This is a genomic window from Streptomyces sp. NPDC057280, from assembly GCF_042668605.1.
Classification (GTDB): Bacteria; Actinomycetota; Actinomycetes; order Streptomycetales; family Streptomycetaceae; genus Streptomyces.
Genome location: NZ_JBHUYR010000003.1, coordinates 1,118,567 through 1,133,466 on the forward strand (window position 1 = coordinate 1,118,567; position 14,900 = coordinate 1,133,466).

At 70.6% G+C, this 14,900-nt stretch carries 11 protein-coding genes and 1 pseudogene; 5 read left to right on the forward strand and 7 right to left on the reverse strand.

What is annotated here, in order from left to right; translation table 11 throughout:
• Window positions 1–537: 537 nt before the first annotated feature.
• Entirely contained in the window at window positions 538–2,040 is a 1,503-nt protein-coding gene (locus tag ACFUO4_RS23760; protein ID WP_383487816.1) for an AAA family ATPase, read from the forward strand.
• On the opposite strand, the gene ACFUO4_RS23765 is transcribed toward ACFUO4_RS23760, so the two are convergent.
• Together ACFUO4_RS23765 and ACFUO4_RS23770 are read right to left on the reverse strand one after the other, a co-directional pair.
• On the reverse strand, window positions 2,041–2,913 hold the full coding sequence (locus ACFUO4_RS23765; RefSeq protein WP_383487819.1) for an aldo/keto reductase: 873 nt from the start codon (window positions 2,911–2,913) through the stop codon (window positions 2,041–2,043). It lies immediately after the preceding gene.
• A gap of 1 nt (window position 2,914) precedes the next feature.
• The gene (locus ACFUO4_RS23770) at window positions 2,915–3,829 is read right to left on the reverse strand and encodes an NAD-dependent epimerase/dehydratase family protein (RefSeq protein WP_383487822.1); all 915 of its coding nucleotides are present in this window, start codon (window positions 3,827–3,829) and stop codon (window positions 2,915–2,917) included.
• Window positions 3,830–3,874: 45 nt separating this feature from the next.
• Here ACFUO4_RS23770 and ACFUO4_RS23775 point away from each other — a divergent pair, with 45 nt between their 5' ends.
• From ACFUO4_RS23775 to ACFUO4_RS23790, 4 genes are all read left to right on the forward strand, one after another.
• Window positions 3,875–4,384 carry an Lrp/AsnC family transcriptional regulator gene (locus ACFUO4_RS23775; protein WP_383487825.1) on the forward strand — a complete coding sequence of 170 codons (510 nt, stop codon included), beginning with the start codon at window positions 3,875–3,877 and terminating at the stop codon, window positions 4,382–4,384.
• A gap of 29 nt (window positions 4,385–4,413) precedes the next feature.
• Entirely contained in the window at window positions 4,414–4,800 is a 387-nt protein-coding gene (locus tag ACFUO4_RS23780; protein ID WP_383487944.1) for a MerR family transcriptional regulator, read from the forward strand.
• Window positions 4,801–4,817: 17 nt separating this feature from the next.
• Complete coding sequence (locus ACFUO4_RS23785; protein ID WP_079306119.1) at window positions 4,818–5,132, forward strand: co-chaperone YbbN; 315 nt, start codon at window positions 4,818–4,820, stop codon at window positions 5,130–5,132.
• A gap of 155 nt (window positions 5,133–5,287) precedes the next feature.
• On the forward strand, window positions 5,288–7,534 hold the full coding sequence (locus ACFUO4_RS23790; protein WP_383487947.1) for a HelD family protein: 2,247 nt from the start codon (window positions 5,288–5,290) through the stop codon (window positions 7,532–7,534).
• On the opposite strand, the gene ACFUO4_RS23795 is transcribed toward ACFUO4_RS23790, so the two are convergent.
• From ACFUO4_RS23795 to ACFUO4_RS23815, 5 genes and pseudogenes are all read right to left on the reverse strand, one after another.
• A complete protein-coding gene (locus ACFUO4_RS23795) occupies window positions 7,498–8,340 on the reverse strand; it encodes a hypothetical protein (RefSeq protein WP_383487828.1) in 843 nt (280 codons plus the stop codon). The two genes, ACFUO4_RS23790 and ACFUO4_RS23795, sit on opposite strands and share 37 nt — an antisense overlap.
• A 67-nt stretch (window positions 8,341–8,407) precedes the next feature.
• Window positions 8,408–10,960, reverse strand: coding sequence for a 1,4-alpha-glucan branching enzyme (gene glgB / locus ACFUO4_RS23800; protein ID WP_383487831.1), 2,553 nt, complete (start codon window positions 10,958–10,960; stop codon window positions 8,408–8,410).
• 27 nt (window positions 10,961–10,987) lie between these two features.
• Window positions 10,988–12,358 carry a maltokinase gene (locus tag ACFUO4_RS23805; RefSeq protein ID WP_079306030.1) on the reverse strand — a complete coding sequence of 457 codons (1,371 nt, stop codon included), beginning with the start codon at window positions 12,356–12,358 and terminating at the stop codon, window positions 10,988–10,990.
• Between the two features lie 95 nt (window positions 12,359–12,453).
• Entirely contained in the window at window positions 12,454–14,154 is a 1,701-nt protein-coding gene (gene treS, locus ACFUO4_RS23810) for a maltose alpha-D-glucosyltransferase (RefSeq protein ID WP_079306032.1), read from the reverse strand.
• Window positions 14,151–14,900 (reverse strand): annotated as a pseudogene (locus tag ACFUO4_RS23815) (alpha-1,4-glucan--maltose-1-phosphate maltosyltransferase); the annotation flags it as partial. The pseudogene ACFUO4_RS23815 and the gene treS, both read right to left, overlap by 4 nt.

The following is a 14,900-nucleotide window of genomic DNA, read 5'->3' on the forward strand; positions in this document are numbered from 1 at the left end:
GCCCGGTGGCGCGGTGCCCCGGTGCCCCGGTGCCCTGGTGGGGTGGTGCCCCGGTGCCCCGGTGGCGCGGTGGCGCGGTGTCTCGGCGGCCAGGCGGGGTGGCGGCCCGGTGGGGTGGTGCGCGGTGATCGCGCGGTCCGGCCCCGCGACCCCGCGGCTCGGCTCCGCGACCCCGTGGCCCCGCGGCTCGGCTCCGCGACCCCGTGGCCCCGCGGCTCGGCCCCGTGGCCCCGCAGTCCGGCCCCGTGGCCCCGCGGTCCGGCCCCGTGGCCCCGCGGTCCGGCCCCGCGGCCCGGCCCCGCGGCAGCGCAGCGCCCAGGCGCCCGGCGCCTCGGCGCTCCCGTGGCGCGGCAGCTCTCTACCCCGCTCACCCGCCGATCAGCTGCCCCGCCGATCACCCGCCCCCTGCCCCACCCCGGCCCCTTTTCCAGGCTCTTGGCGGCCGCTTGCCCGAAATGCTTTGACCCGCCCCCGCGCGGGGGCCCAGGCTGGAGGGCCTCGAAGGGCGCGGCCACGGCACACGGAGGCGGGCAGGGTATGGCGGAACCGGGCAAGGTCACGGTGGAGATCCTCGGCGCCGACGAGTACGAGGCCAAGTACGGCGAGAGCCGCGAACCCTCGGCCCTCTCGATCGACCGCATCAACGAGCTGTTCCACGAGTTCCTCATCGCCGTCGCCCGCCCCAAGCGCGCCGACGCCGACGGCAGCCGAGACCTCGCCAAACGCCTGCGCGACCACCTCGGTTCGGCGCCCACGGACCGCCCCGTGGTGAAGACGGCGTACGCCCCCTTCGACCTGCCCAACGTCCATCTCGCCCTGAAGCGCTGGTTCGCCGCCGACGGCCGCACCCACGAGCTGATCGGCATGCGCGGCGGCCGGCACCACGGCGAGCTCACCCTCGGAGACATCATCGACGCCGCCGACCGCTACGACCGCTTCGTGGTCGGCGCCGTCGACTACGCCCAGCTGCCGGTCTCCCCGGACGACGAACTGGCCTGCGTCTCCTGCGGGTTCTACCTCGGTGCGGAAGGCGACGAGCGATTCGTGGTCCTGCTGCGCGGGCCGCAGGACGAGTACGGACGCAACAAGGTCGAGGTCGAAGTCCTCGCCGCCGACAAGGAGTTCGCGGACCGGCTGCTCGCCGAGGTCGACGCGCTCGTCCGCGAGCACAACGTCTTCCGCGGCCAGGTCCTGTCCTTCGAGGGCTCGCAGTTCGGACACGGCCTCGGCCCGTTCCGCTTCCACCGCCGCCCCGGCCTCACTCGCGACGAGATCGTCCTGCCGTCCGGCCTCCTGGAGCGCGTCGAGCGTCAGGTCGTGGGCGTGGCCCGGCGCCGTGAGCGGCTGCGCGAGGCCGGTCAGCACCTGCGCCGCGGCCTGCTGCTGTACGGCCCGCCCGGCACCGGCAAGACCCACACCCTGCGCTATCTCCTCTCCCACCTCCCGCAGTTCACCGTGGTGATCCTGTCCGGCGAGAGCATCAACGCCATCGGCCCGGCCTGCGCCCTCGCCCGGATGCTCCAGCCCGCCCTCGTCGTCCTGGAGGACTGCGACCTCGTCGCCGAGGCCCGCGACTACGGCGGCGGCGAACAGCCCCTGCTCTTCCAGGTGCTGAACGAGATGGACGGTCTCGGCGACGACGCCGACGTCGCCTTCCTCCTCACCACCAACCGCGCCGACCTGCTGGAGCCCGCCCTGGCCCAGCGTCCCGGACGCGTCGACCTCGCCGTCGAGATCCCCCTCCCGGACGCCGAGGGCCGCGCCCGTCTCCTCGACCTCTACGCCGGCGGACTCGGCCTCGGCCAGGACATCGCGGACGAGGTGGTGACCCGTACGGAGGGCACGACCGCCTCCTTCACCAAGGAGCTGGTACGACGCTCCGTGCTCATCGCCGCCGAACGTGAGTCGGCACGCACCGAGGCACGAGACGTCCGCGAGGCCCTCGACGAACTGCTCTCCGACCGCGACCGGTTGACCCGACGCCTGCTGGGAGTGCCGGGCGCGAGGGACATCGAGGACGAGGAGTGGACGGCGGATTAGTCAGGCGTTCTCCAGCCGCGCCAACTCCGCCCCGCTCAACTCCAGCTCCGCCGCCCCCGCCGAGTTCCGGATCGTCTCCGGACGGCTCGCCCCCGGGATCGGGATCACGGTCGGCGACTTCGCCAACAGCCAGGCCAGGCCCACCTGTTGGGGGCTGATCCCGCGTTCGGTCGCGATCTCGTGGAAGGTGGCGAAGCGCGCGGCAGCCGCGAGGCCCGACGGGCCGTCCAGTGAGCTGCGCGAGATGCCGCCCAGCGGGCTCCACGGCAGGAAGGCGAGCCCCAGTTCCGCGCACAGCCGCAGCTCGGGCTCGCTGTCCCGGACCTCCGGTGAGTAGCGGTTCTGGACCGACACCAGGCGGTCGCCCAGGATGCGGTGGGCCGCGCGGATCTGCTCCGCATCCGTGTTGGAGACGCCCGCCAGCCGGATCTTGCCCTCGTCGAGCAGCTCGCGCAGTGCGCCGACCGACTCCTCGAAGGGGACGGAGGGATCGGGCTTGTGGAGCTGGTACAGGCCGATGGCCTCGACGCCGAGCCGGCGCAGGGAGTCCTCGGCGGCCCGCTTGAGGTGCCGCGGGTCGCCGTTGACCGTCCAGCTGCCGTCCGCCGGTCGGCCCCGGCCGCCCTTCGTGGCGATCAGGACGTCGGAGCCGGTGTCGGCCAGGGCGCGGGCCAGCAGGAGTTCGTTGTGGCCGGGCTCTGCGCCGGGGAGATGGTAGGAGTCGGCCGTGTCGAAGAGGGTCACCCCCGCGTCCAGCGCCGCCCGCACGGTCGCCAGGGCGCGCTCCTCGTCCGGCCGTCCCTCGATGGACAGCGGCATCGCGCCGAGCCCTACGGCGCTCACCTTCAGGTCGCCAAGTGTGCGATAGCGCATGTCAGTTGCCGCCCTTCCCGAGCGTCTCCGCCACGGCCGCCGTGAGCCACGCGGGTGCGGCACGGAACGTGAAACCGAGCCGTGTGGCACGGGAGTTGTCCATGCCGTAGGAGCGGAAGAAGGCGAACGGCGAGACCTCGCCGACCTCGACGAGCTGGAGCACGACCTTGCCCTCGGGCACCTGCGTGATGATGGCCTCGCACAGGTCCACGGTGGTCAGCAGGCCGTGGGAGGCGGCGTTGACCGGGCCCGTGAAGTCCTCGCCCACCGTCCAGGCCAGGAAGTCGGCGATCTCCTCGACGTGGATGTAGGTGGCGGGCTGGTTGGAGAAGGGCACCGAGATCGGTTCGCGGGAGCGGATGCGGGAGGCGTAGTGCTCCAAGCGTCCCGTGAAGTCGTCGTCCCCGCCCAGGACATGGGCCACGCGGACGGCCACGTAGGGGAAGTCCGGATCGGCCGCGAAGACCGCCTCGGCCTGCCGCTTGCCTTCGCCGTAGTGGGACTCCAGGAACTCCGGGTCGTCCCAGGGCAGGTCGAGATCGACGGGCACCGTCAGCGGATCGACGGCGTCCTCCCGTACGGGCGTGAGGGAGTCCTCGTACTCGTACACCTCGACCGTCGACGTCATCACGTAGCGGCCGGTGCGGCCCGTGAACACCCGTCGTGCGATGTCCGCCTGCCGCGGGGTGTAGCAGACCTGGTCGACGACGACGTCGAACGTGCGCGAACCCAGCGCCGCCAGCAGGGACTTCTCGTCGTCGCGGTCGGCGACGAGGTGCGAAGCCCCGGGCGGCGGAGCCGACGATCCCCGATTGAGGACCGTCACCCGGTCCCCGGCGGCCAGCAGACGGGTGACGAGGCGCTTGCCGAAATAGCGGCTGCCGCCGATGACCAGTATCTCCCGTGCCTTTTCCATGACCATAATTCTCCCGGCGTACACCCACGTCCTGAAGGGGGAACCATGGGAGTTCAGGCCGCGGCACCGAAAGAACCACGGCATCCGCGACCCGCCACCAGCGAAACCTCGGTGGCCTTCGACGCGCTGGACCGGGAGATCCTCCGGCTGCTCCAGACCGACGGACGGATCAAGCTGAGCGAGCTGGGCCGCCGGGTGCGGCTGAGCCCCGCGGCCGTCACCGAGCGGGTGCGCCGGCTGGAGGCGGCGGGCGTGATCGGCGGGTACGGCGCCCATGTCGTCCCGGCCCGGCTCGGCTACGGCATCCAGGCGTTCATCCGCGTCAACCCGCACGGCGGCTACAACCTCAAGCACCCGAGGACCCTGGAGCTGATCGAGCGCCCGGAGATCATCGAGGTGCACCACGCGGTCGGCGAGGACTGCTGGATCCTCAAGGTCGCCGTCCGGGACACCGTCCACCTGGAGGAGGTGCTCGAAGAGGTCTCCGCTCTCGGGCGCACCACGACCTCGATCGTGCTGACCTCTCCGGTGGAGCGGAAACCGCTGTTGCCTTGACGTCGGCGTAAAGGATTACGTTCGTGGACATGCGAATCGGCGAGCTGGCCGCGCGGGCCGGGACCACGACCCGGACGCTGCGGTACTACGAGTCACGCGGGCTGCTGCCCGCCCGGCGGGGCGGCAACGGATACCGGACGTACGACGAGAGCGATCTGAAGCTGCTGCGGCAGATCCGGATGCTGCAGGACTTCGGGTTCGACCTGGAGGAGACCCGGCCCTTCGTGGAGTGTCTGCAGGCCGGGCATCCCGAGGGGGACACCTGTCCGGCCTCGCTCGACGTCTACCGGCGCAAGCTGGCGGAGCTGGACGAGCTGATCGGCGAGCTCCAGGCGGTACGGGCACAGATCGGCGTGCGGCTGGCCACGGCCGGGGGCGAGGCGCCCCTGTGCGAACTGGGAGGGCAGGAGCTGTGATGGATGTGACCGACGCCGTGACGGATGTGACGGACGCGGATTTCGCGGCCGAGGTGATCGGGGCCGAGCTGCCGGTGCTGGTGGAGTTCACGGCGGACTGGTGCCCGCCGTGCCGGCAGATGGGGCCGGTGCTGAAGGCGCTCGCCGCGGAGGAGGCCGGCCGCCTGAAGGTGGTGCAGCTGAACGTGGACCACAATCCGCTGACCACCAACGCCTACAAGGTTCTCTCCATGCCGACGTTCATGGTCTTCCGCGACGGTGAGCCGGTGAAGTCCATGGTGGGGGCCAGGCCGAAGCGGCGACTGCTGGAGGAACTGGCCGACGTCGTCTGACTTCTCATAACCAAAAAAATTCCCCTCGGCAATTGCGCCGGGGGGATTCTTTTGCTTAGACTCAATGGTTCGCGACTTTACGGGAATTGGGTCGCGGAGAAGTTCAGTAGGCACAGTATATCTGCGTGGGAGTGGAATTGTCAAACAGCGATGAAATTCGCGGTGAGCAGGAATTCATCGACACCCTGTACGCCCGCGTGGACGCGCTGCGCGGAGACACCGAGGCCTCAGTCACCGACGCCCTCGCCCAGGGCAACACGCCCATGCAGGCCCGGCTGGAACGGGACATCCTGGTCGCCGAGCGGTCGGGGCTGCTCGCCGCGCTCAACGCGGTCGACGGCTCGCTGTGCTTCGGCCGCATCGACCTGACGTCCGGGACCAGCCATCACATCGGCCGCATCGGACTGCGCACCGACGACGCCGAACGCACCCCGGTCCTCATCGACTGGCGCGCCGATGTCGCCCGCCCCTTCTATCTGGCCACCGGCCACACCCCCATGGGTCTGCGCCGCCGCCGGCACATCACCACCGAGGGCCGTACGGTCACCGCCCTGCACGACGAGATCCTCGACCTCGGCGACCAGGAGCGCACCGGCCACGAGGACCCGACCGGCGACGCCGTGCTCCTCGCCGCGCTGGACGCCGCCCGCACCGGGCGGATGCACGACATCGTGCAGACCATCCAGGCCGAACAGGACGAGATCATCCGCGCCCCGCACCGCGGCGTGCTGGTGGTCGAGGGCGGCCCCGGCACCGGCAAGACGGCCGTCGCCCTGCACCGCGCCGCCTATCTGCTGTACGAGCACCGGGAGTTGCTCGCCAAGCGGGCCGTGCTCATCGTCTGCCCCAACCCCGCCTTCCTCGGCTACATCGGCGAGGTGCTGCCCGCCCTCGGCGAGACGGGCGTACTGCTCGCGACGGTCGGCGAACTGTTCCCCGGCGTGAAGGCGACCGCCGCCGACAGCCGCGCGGCGGCCGCGGTGAAGGGCCGCGCCGACATGGCGGACGTCCTCGCCGACGTCGTACGCGACTGGCAGGCGCTGCCCGATCCGGTCATCGCGATCGAGCACGACCGGGAGGTCCTGATGCTCGACGACGGTCTGGTGAAGATGGCGCGGGAGAAGACCCGGGCCGCGCGGCTGCCGCACAACGTGGCCCGCGAGCACTTCGAGGGCCACATCCTCAACACCCTCACCGAGCTGTACGCCGAGCGGGTCGGCACCGACCCCTACGACGGCAGCAGCCTCCTCGACGCCGCCGACATCACGCAGATCCGCGACGAGCTTGCCGAGAACCCCGAAGTGTGGGCCGCGATCGACCAGTTGTGGCCCCGGCTGACCCCGCAGCGGCTGGTCGCGGACTTCCTCGCCGACCCCGTCGGCTACCTCCCCGACGAGGACGCGGCCGCCATCCGCCGCCCGGTGACCCGGGGTTGGACGGTGGCGGACGTACCGCTGCTCGACGAGGCCGCCGAACTCCTCGGCGTGGACGAGCGGGTGGCGCGAGCCCTTGCCGAGCGCGAGCGGGAGACGCAAGTGGCGTACGCGCAGGGCGTCCTCGACGTGTCGTACGCCTCGCGTACCTATGAGTTCGAGGACATCGACGACGAGGACTCCGAGGTGCTGTCGGCACACGACATCATCGACGCCGAGCGGTTCGCCGAGCGGCAGGAGGAGGACGACCACCGCAGTGCCGCCGAGCGCGCGGCGGCCGACCGGACCTGGGCGTTCGGGCACATCATCGTCGACGAGGCGCAGGAGCTGTCTCCGATGGCCTGGCGGCTGCTCATGCGGCGCAGCCCGACCCGCTCGATGACCCTGGTCGGCGACCCGGCCCAGACGGCGGAGGCGGCCGGGGTCGGCTCCTGGTCGGACATCCTGGAGCCGTACGTCGAGGACCGCTTCGAGCACACCCGGCTCGGCGTCAACTACCGCACCCCCGCCGAGATCATGGACCTCGCGGCGGCCGTCGTACGGGCCGAGAACCCGGACTTCGAACCGCCGAGCTCGATCCGCTCGACCGGGGTACGGCCCTGGGTCCGTGCCACCGACGACCTGCCCGGCGCCGTCGCCAAGGCGGTCGGGGAGCTGACCCCCGCCGAGGGCCGGCTCGCGGTCATCGCCCCGCGCCATCTGCACCGCAGGCTCGCGGCGCGGCTGGACGGAGTGACGGCGGGCGCCGAACCCGACCTCACGCGGACCGTCGTACTCCTCGATCCGCGGCAGTCCAAGGGCCTCGAATTCGACTCCGTGCTGGTGGTCGAGCCGGGGCTGTACGGGACCAGTGACCTGTACGTGGCGCTGACCCGGGCGACACAGCGGCTGGGGGTGCTGCACACCGGGCGGCTGCCGAAGGCGCTGGCCGATCAGGAGGACGGGCTCGCCGTGGGAGTGGGCGAGTAGGTCGGGTGCAGGGACGGATCGAGGGGCTCCAGGGACGCGCACAGGGCGGTCGGGAAGGCCGGTTCCCGGTCCCGCACGGCCCGGCAGCCCCCTTCCGTCGTGCGGAAGAACGGCTTCCAGCCCGGCTTCTCGGCCCGGTAGAACCAGCGGTCGCCGAGCCGGGACGTGCACGCGCTGTCTGCCTGGTCGCCGCAGGCCGGACCGGTGCGCCAGGAGAGGTCCAGGACCAGCCACTTGCCGTCGCAGTGCTCCGCGTCGCGGTAGGTGTGCGTGGGCACGTCGACCGCCTTGACCGCCTGCTCGTAGGAGTCGGCGGTGCAGCCGGTGGCCGGCGGGGTGCAGCCCAGGTCGCCGCAGAGGCGCAGGGCGGGCGGCTTCGCGCCCTGGGCGGTGAACACGGCGGCGGGGTAGCCGACCGCCAGCTCGCGGTTCCCCAGGGGCTCGGGAAGCTTGACCCGGGCCTTCGCGGTGGCGGTTTTCGTGCAGCCGGAACTCGGGTCCTCCGGCGATTCGAAGGTGACCTGGACCGGCACGGCGTCGGCGACGAGCTCGGTGAGTTCCGCCTTGAGACGGCGCACGCAAGGCTTCGGGCCACTGGGCACGTCCACGGCGATGGTCACCGTGCGTCCATCGGCGCCGAGTTCGGCGCCGGTGATCTGGGAGCGCGTGGGCGCCCCCAGCGTCCAGGACGGTGCGGTAGTGCCGCCCCGGGCGGCCACCTGGGTCCCGCACGCGCCGAGCAGCAGTACGGCGAGCGCGCAGAGCAGGGCGGCCGCGGCCGCCCCGCGCTTGCCTCCGGATCGCATGAGCTCTCGATTCCCCCGTGGAGCACAGACATCGACCCGATCACCATATAAACAACGCCGCTCCCGGCTACGCGGGCCGTAGCCAGACCGTGGACAGGGGCGGCAGCGTCAGCTGGATGCTGGCCGGGCGGCCGTGCCACGGGGTGGCCTCCGGCTTCACCGCGTCCGGGTTGGTGACGTCGCCGCCGCCGTACTTGCCCAGGTCGGTGTTGAGGGTCTCGTGCCAGGCGGGGATGTCGTCCGGGACGCCGAGGCGGTAGTCGTGGCGGACGACGGGGGAGAAGTGGGAGACCGCCAGCAGGGGCGTGCCCTCGGCGTCGTAACGCAGGAACGCGAAGACGTTGTCGTCCGCCGCGTCGCCGACCACCCACTGGAAACCGTCCGGGGTGGTGTCGCGCTGCCACAGCGCCGGGGTGTGGCGGTAGACGACGTTGAGGTCACGGACCAGGTCCCGGACGCCCCGGTGATCGGGTTCCGCCCCGTACGCCGGGTCCAGCAGCCACCAGTCGGGGCCGTGCGCCTCCGACCACTCCGCACCCTGCGCGAACTCCTGCCCCATGAAGAGGAGTTGCTTGCCCGGATGGGACCACATGAAGGCCAGGTACGCGCGGTGGGTGGCGCGTTGCTGCCACCAGTCGCCGGGCATCTTCGACACCAGGGACCGCTTGCCGTGCACCACTTCGTCGTGCGAGATCGGCAGGACGTAGTTCTCGCTGTACGCGTACACCATCGAGAAGGTCATCTCGTGGTGGTGGTACTTGCGGTGCACCGGCTCGTGCTGGACATAGCCGAGCGAGTCGTGCATCCAGCCCATGTTCCACTTCAGCCCGAACCCGAGTCCGCCGCTCTCGGTCGGCCGGGTCACCCCGTCCCAGGCCGTGGACTCCTCGGCGATGGTGACGACGCCCGGGACCCGGCGGTACACGGTCGCGTTCATCTCCTGGAGGAACGCCACCGCGTCCAGGTTCTCCCGGCCGCCGAACACGTTGGGCGTCCACTGGCCCGGCTCGCGCGAGTAGTCGAGGTAGAGCATGGACGCCACCGCGTCCACCCGCAGCCCGTCGATGTGGAACTCCTCGCACCAGTACAGGGCGTTGGCGACCAGGAAGTTGCGCACCTCACGGCGGCCGTAGTCGAACTCCAGCGTGCCCCAGTCGGGGTGGGCGGCCCGCAGCGGGTCCTCGTGCTCGTACAGCGGCCGTCCGTCGAACTCCGCCAACGCCCAGTCGTCACGCGGGAAATGGGCCGGCACCCAGTCCATCAGGACGCCGATCCCGGCCTGGTGCAGGGCGTCGACCAGGTACTTGAAGTCGTCCGGAGTGCCGAGGCGGGCGGTCGGGGCGTAGAAGCCGGTGACCTGGTAGCCCCAGGAGCCGCCGAAGGGGTGCTCGGCGACGGGCATCAGCTCCACGTGCGTGAAGCCCAGGTCCTTGACGTACGCCGGGAGCTGCTCGGCCAGCTGACGGTAGGTCAGGCCGGGTCGCCAGGAGGGCAGATGGACCTCGTACACCGAGAAGGGCGCCTCGTGGGCCGGCGTGTCCGCGCGCCGCGACAGCCACGCCTCGTCCTGCCACTCGTGGTGCGAGGCGTGCACGATCGACGAGGTGGCCGGCGGGACCTCGGTGCGGCGGGCCAGCGGGTCGGCGCGCAGCGTCTTCGAACCGTCCGGGCGGGTGATCGCGAACTTGTACAGCTCGCCCTCCCCGATGCCGGGCACGAACAGCTCCCAGACACCGGAGCCGCCGAGCGAGCGCATCGGATGGCCCGTGCCGTCCCAGAAGTTGAAGGTGCCGGCCACACTGACCCCGCGGGCGTTCGGCGCCCACACCGTGAAGCGGGTGCCGGTCACACCCTGGTGGGTCATCGGCTGGGCGCCGAGCGCCGTCCACAGCTGCTCGTGCCGCCCCTCGCCGATCAGATACAGGTCCAGCTCCCCGAGGGCGGGCAGGAAGCCGTACGCGTCCTCGATCTCCTGCTCCGAGCCCTCGTACGTCACGAGGAGCCGGTAGGAGGGGACCTCCGGGAGCGGGAGCAGGCCGCTGAAGAACCCGTCCCCGTCGTCGTGCAGCTCGGCACGCAGGGTGCCGGTGAGGACGGTGACGGACAGCGCGTACGGCCGGAAGGCGCGGAAGGCGATGCCGCCGGGCACGGGGTGGGCGCCGAGGACCGCGTGGGGGTCGTGGTGGGTGCCGGAGAGGAGACGGTCGCGGTCGTGGGCGTCGATGGCGGGGGAGACGGGCGTCCCGGGCAGGGGAGCGGGCTCCTGGGCAGGCTGCGGGGTGAGGGTCTTCTTGGCCTTTGTGACGGCCTTCTTCACGGCTGCCTTCTTGGCGACCGCCTTCTTGGCCGTCGCTTCCTTCGCGGTCGCCTTCGTCACCGCAGCCTTCTTCGCCGCCGCCTTCTTGACGACTGCTTCCTCCACAGCTGCCTTCTTGACCGCCGCCTTCTTGACCGCCGCCTTCTTGACCGCCGCCTTCTTGACGGCTGCCTCCTTCACGACCGCCTTCTTCGCCGTCGCCTTCTTCACGGCCGCCTTCTCGGGTGTCGCTTTCTTCGCTGCTGCCTTCTTCGCTGTCGCTTTCTTCTTCGGGTCCGATCCGCTGGGCGTGGGCGGAGTCACGGGGGAGCCTCCTCGGCGAACGTGAAGTCAGAACAGGTCGGATGTGGCGTACCGCTCGATCGCCGCCATCGGCACCGGCAGCCAGTCCGGACGGTGCCTGGCCTCGTAGACGACCTCGTAGATCGCCTTGTCCGTCTCGTACGCGCGCAGCAGCACCGGGTCGGTGCGCGGGTCCGAGCCGCTGACCTCGGCGTATCCGGAGCAGTACGCGGCCCGGCAGGCGTGCGCCCAGCCCGGCGCCGGAGGGTCGGCCGAGAACGCGGCGTAGTCGAACGAGCGGAGCATCCCGGCGACGTCCCGGGCCGGCGGCTGCGGCATCCGCCGCTCGGCCAGCGGCTTCGACGGCTCGCCCTCGAAGTCGATCAGCGACCACTGCCCGGCGGGTGAGCGCAGGCACTGGCCCAGATGCAGATCGCCGTGGATGCGCTGCGCGGTCCAGGTACGGCCCTCCGCGGCCAGGTCGGCCAGCGCGGTGAAGGCGGAGCGCAGCCCGGGCGCGTGCGGCGTGAGCGCGGGCACCGCCTGGACGGCCGCGTCGAGACGCTCGACCATGCCGTCGACCAGCAGCCGCAGCTGTGCGGCGCCGAGTGTCACCGAGGGCAGTGCGTGGGCCAGCGCGGTGTGCACCTCGGCGGTGGCCCGCCCGAGCGCCCGCGCCTCCGCGCTGAAGTCCTCACCCTTGGCCAGCTCGCGCAGCGCCAGCTCCCAGCCGTCCGCCGCGCCCTGCACGAAGGGTTGCAGCACCCCGAGGACGTACGTCTCCCCGTCCAGTTCGGCGTTCAGCCACGCCGTCGGCGCGGGCACCCGGGGGCAGCCCTCGCGGGCCAGCGCCAGGGGCAGCTCCAGGTCGGGGTTGATGCCGGGCACGATCCGGCGGAGCAGTTTCAGGATGAACGTATCTCCGTAGACGACGGAGGTGTTGGACTGCTCGGCGGTCATCACGCGCGGCACCAGACCGGGCCGGATGTCCTGCCCGGGGTCCCGTTCGAAGCGGAGTCCGCCGATGCGGGCCTGCGAGCGCAGTGCCTCCAGGAGGACCTCGGCGGCCTTCGGGTCGTGCAGGGCCTCGTACACCGTCCGTCCGGCGAGCGGGCCCTCCTCCACATGTCCGATCAGCGCGGGCGCCAGATGGGGTGGCAGCGCCTCGCGCACGCCTATGAGGAGCTGGTAGCAGTCCCAGGGGGCGGCCGGCTGATGGGCCTGGACGAGCAGGTGGTAGAGGCCCAGCCTGCGGTCGGCCGGCAGCAGCTCGGTGGCCGCGACCAGCGTGAATCCGGTGACCGGGCGGCCCTTGCCGGCGAACCAGCGCTGCCGTGGCAGCCATTCCCGCAGGAGTGGATCAAGTGACGCAAGCAGGCCCGGGCTTGTCGTGGCAGTACGGGTGACGGCTTCCGGCATGGCGTCGCGTCCTTTCCCCGGGTGGGCGGGGTGTTACTGATGCGTGCCCAGGGCGGGGCGGGAGAAACAGGGAATCAACCGCCCCGCCGGGACTCTCAGGCGGCTTCCTTGCGGAGCCGGAACCAGTAGAAGCCGTGCCCCGCCAGCGTCAGCAAGTACGGCAGCTCGCCGATGGCCGGAAAACGCACCCCGCCGAACAGCTCGACCGGATGGCGGCCGTTGAACGTGCTCAGGTCCAGCTCCGTGGGCTGCGCGAAGCGGGAGAAGTTGTGCACGCACAGGACGAGATCGTCCTCGTACTCCCTCAGGAACGCGAGCACCGACGGGTTGGACGACTGGAGTTCGGTGTACGAGCCGAGTCCGAACGCCGGGTTCTGCTTCCGGATCTCGATCATGCGGCGGGTCCAGTGCAGCAGCGACGACGGCGACGACATCGACGCCTCGACGTTGGTGACCTGGTAGCCGTAGACCGGGTCCATGATGGTCGGCAGATAGAGCCGGCCGGGGTCACAGGACGAAAAACCTGCGTTGCGATCCGGTGTCCACTGCATCGGGGTGCGCACCGCGTCGCGGTCGCCGAGCCAGATGTTGTCGCCCATGCCGATCTCGTCGCCGTAGTAGAGGATCGGCGAGCCGGGCAGGGAGAGCAGCAGAGCCGTGAACAGCTCGATCTGGTTGCGGTCGTTGTCGAGCAGAGGTGCCAGGCGCCGCCGGATGCCGATGTTGGCGCGCATCCGCGGGTCCTTGGCGTACTCGGCCCACATGTAGTCGCGTTCCTCGTCGGTGACCATTTCGAGGGTCAGCTCGTCGTGGTTCCTGAGGAAGATGCCCCACTGGCAGTTCTGCGGGATCGCGGGGGTCTTGGCGAGGATTTCCGAGACCGGGTAGCGGGACTCCCTGCGCACCGCCATGAAGATGCGCGGCATGACCGGGAAGTGGAAGGCCATGTGGCACTCGTCGCCGCCGGACTCGTAGTCGCCGAAGTAGTCGACGACGTCCTCCGGCCACTGGTTCGCCTCCGCCAGGATCACCGTGTCCGGGTAGGAGGCGTCGATCTCCTTGCGGACCCGCTTGAGGAACTCATGGGTAGCCGGAAGGTTTTCGCAGTTGGTGCCTTCCTGCTGGTACAGGTACGGCACCGCGTCGAGCCGGAAGCCGTCGATGCCCAGGTCCAGCCAGAACCGCAGTGCGGAGATCATCTCCTCCTGGACCGCCGGGTTCTCGTAGTTGAGGTCCGGCTGGTGGGAGAAGAAGCGGTGCCAGAAGTACTGCTTGCGGACCGGGTCGAAGGTCCAGTTGGAGGCCTCGGTGTCGACGAAGATGATCCGCGCGTCCTGGAACTGCTTGTCGTCGTCGGCCCAGACGTAGTAGTCACCGTAGGGTCCGTCCGGGTCCCGCCTCGACTCCTGGAACCACGGGTGCTGGTCGCTGGTGTGGTTCATGACGAAGTCGATGATGACGCGCATGCCGCGCTGGTGGGCGGCGTCGACGAACTCCACGAAGTCGGCGAGGTCACCGAACTCCGGGAGGACGGCCGTGTAGTCGGAGACGTCGTAACCGCCGTCCCGCAGCGGTGACTTGAAGAAGGGCGGCAGCCACAGGCAGTCGATGCCCAGCCATTGCAGGTAGTCGAGCTTGGCGGTGAGGCCCTTGAGGTCGCCGACGCCGTCGCCGTTGCTGTCCTGGAAGGAGCGGACGAGCACCTCGTAGAAGACGGCGCGCTTGAACCAGTCGGGGTCCCGGTCCTTGACCGGGGTGTCCTCGAAGGTGTCCTGGACGGGCTCGTTGACGATCATGTTGTGGGTGACCCTCCGATCTGCGGGGTGGACGGTCGCAGGACGGTGAGGATGTGCGCGGGACGAGTGCCCGGTTCGAGACGCACGTAATTCGCCCTGCCCCAGTGGTAGGTCTCGCCGGTGAGCTCGTCGCGCACCGGCACCGACTCGTGCCATTCCAGGCCGAGTTGCGGCATGTCCAACGAGACCGTGGCCTCCTGGGTGTGGCGAGGGTCGAGGTTGGCGACCACCAGAACCGTGTTCGAACCGCTCTGCTTCGAGTACACGATCACCTCGTCCTTGTCCGCGTGGTGGAAGTGGAGATCGCGCAGCCGGCGCAGTGCCGGGTTCTCCCGGCGGATGGTGTTGAGGCGGGTGATCAGGGGCGCGATGGTGTCGGCCGTCTCCCAGTCGCGGGGGCGCAGTTGGTACTTCTCCGAGTTCAGGTACTCCTCGCTGCCCTCGCGCAGGGGGGTGTTCTCGCAGAGTTCGTAGCCGCTGTAGATGCCCCAGGTGGGGGAGAGGGTGGCCGCGAGGACGGCGCGGACCTCGAAGGCGGGGCGGCCGCCGTGCTGGAGGTAGGCGTGCAGGATGTCGGGGGTGTTGGCGAAGAAGTTGGGCCGCATGTAGGCGGCCGCCTCCCCCGACAGCTCGGTCAGGTACTCAGTGAGTTCCTGCTTGGTGGTGCGCCAGGTGAAGTACGTGTACGACTGCTGGAAACCGATCTGGCCCAGGGTGTGCATCATCGCCGGGCGGGTGAACGCCTC

Bases quoted from the DNA above. Each gene is read 5' to 3' on its own strand.
- ACFUO4_RS23770 (WP_383487822.1), bottom strand. From the start codon at position 3,829: ATGGAAAAGGCACGGGAGATACTGGTCATCGGCGGCAGCCGCTATTTC.
- ACFUO4_RS23765 (WP_383487819.1), bottom strand. From the start codon at position 2,913: ATGCGCTATCGCACACTTGGCGACCTGAAGGTGAGCGCCGTAGGGCTC.
- ACFUO4_RS23760 (WP_383487816.1), top strand. From the start codon at position 538: ATGGCGGAACCGGGCAAGGTCACGGTGGAGATCCTCGGCGCCGACGAG.
- ACFUO4_RS23795 (WP_383487828.1), bottom strand. From the start codon at position 8,340: ATGCGATCCGGAGGCAAGCGCGGGGCGGCCGCGGCCGCCCTGCTCTGC.
- ACFUO4_RS23780 (WP_383487944.1), top strand. From the start codon at position 4,414: ATGCGAATCGGCGAGCTGGCCGCGCGGGCCGGGACCACGACCCGGACG.
- ACFUO4_RS23775 (WP_383487825.1), top strand. From the start codon at position 3,875: ATGGGAGTTCAGGCCGCGGCACCGAAAGAACCACGGCATCCGCGACCC.
- treS (WP_079306032.1), bottom strand. From the start codon at position 14,154: ATGATCGTCAACGAGCCCGTCCAGGACACCTTCGAGGACACCCCGGTC.
- ACFUO4_RS23805 (WP_079306030.1), bottom strand. From the start codon at position 12,358: ATGCCGGAAGCCGTCACCCGTACTGCCACGACAAGCCCGGGCCTGCTT.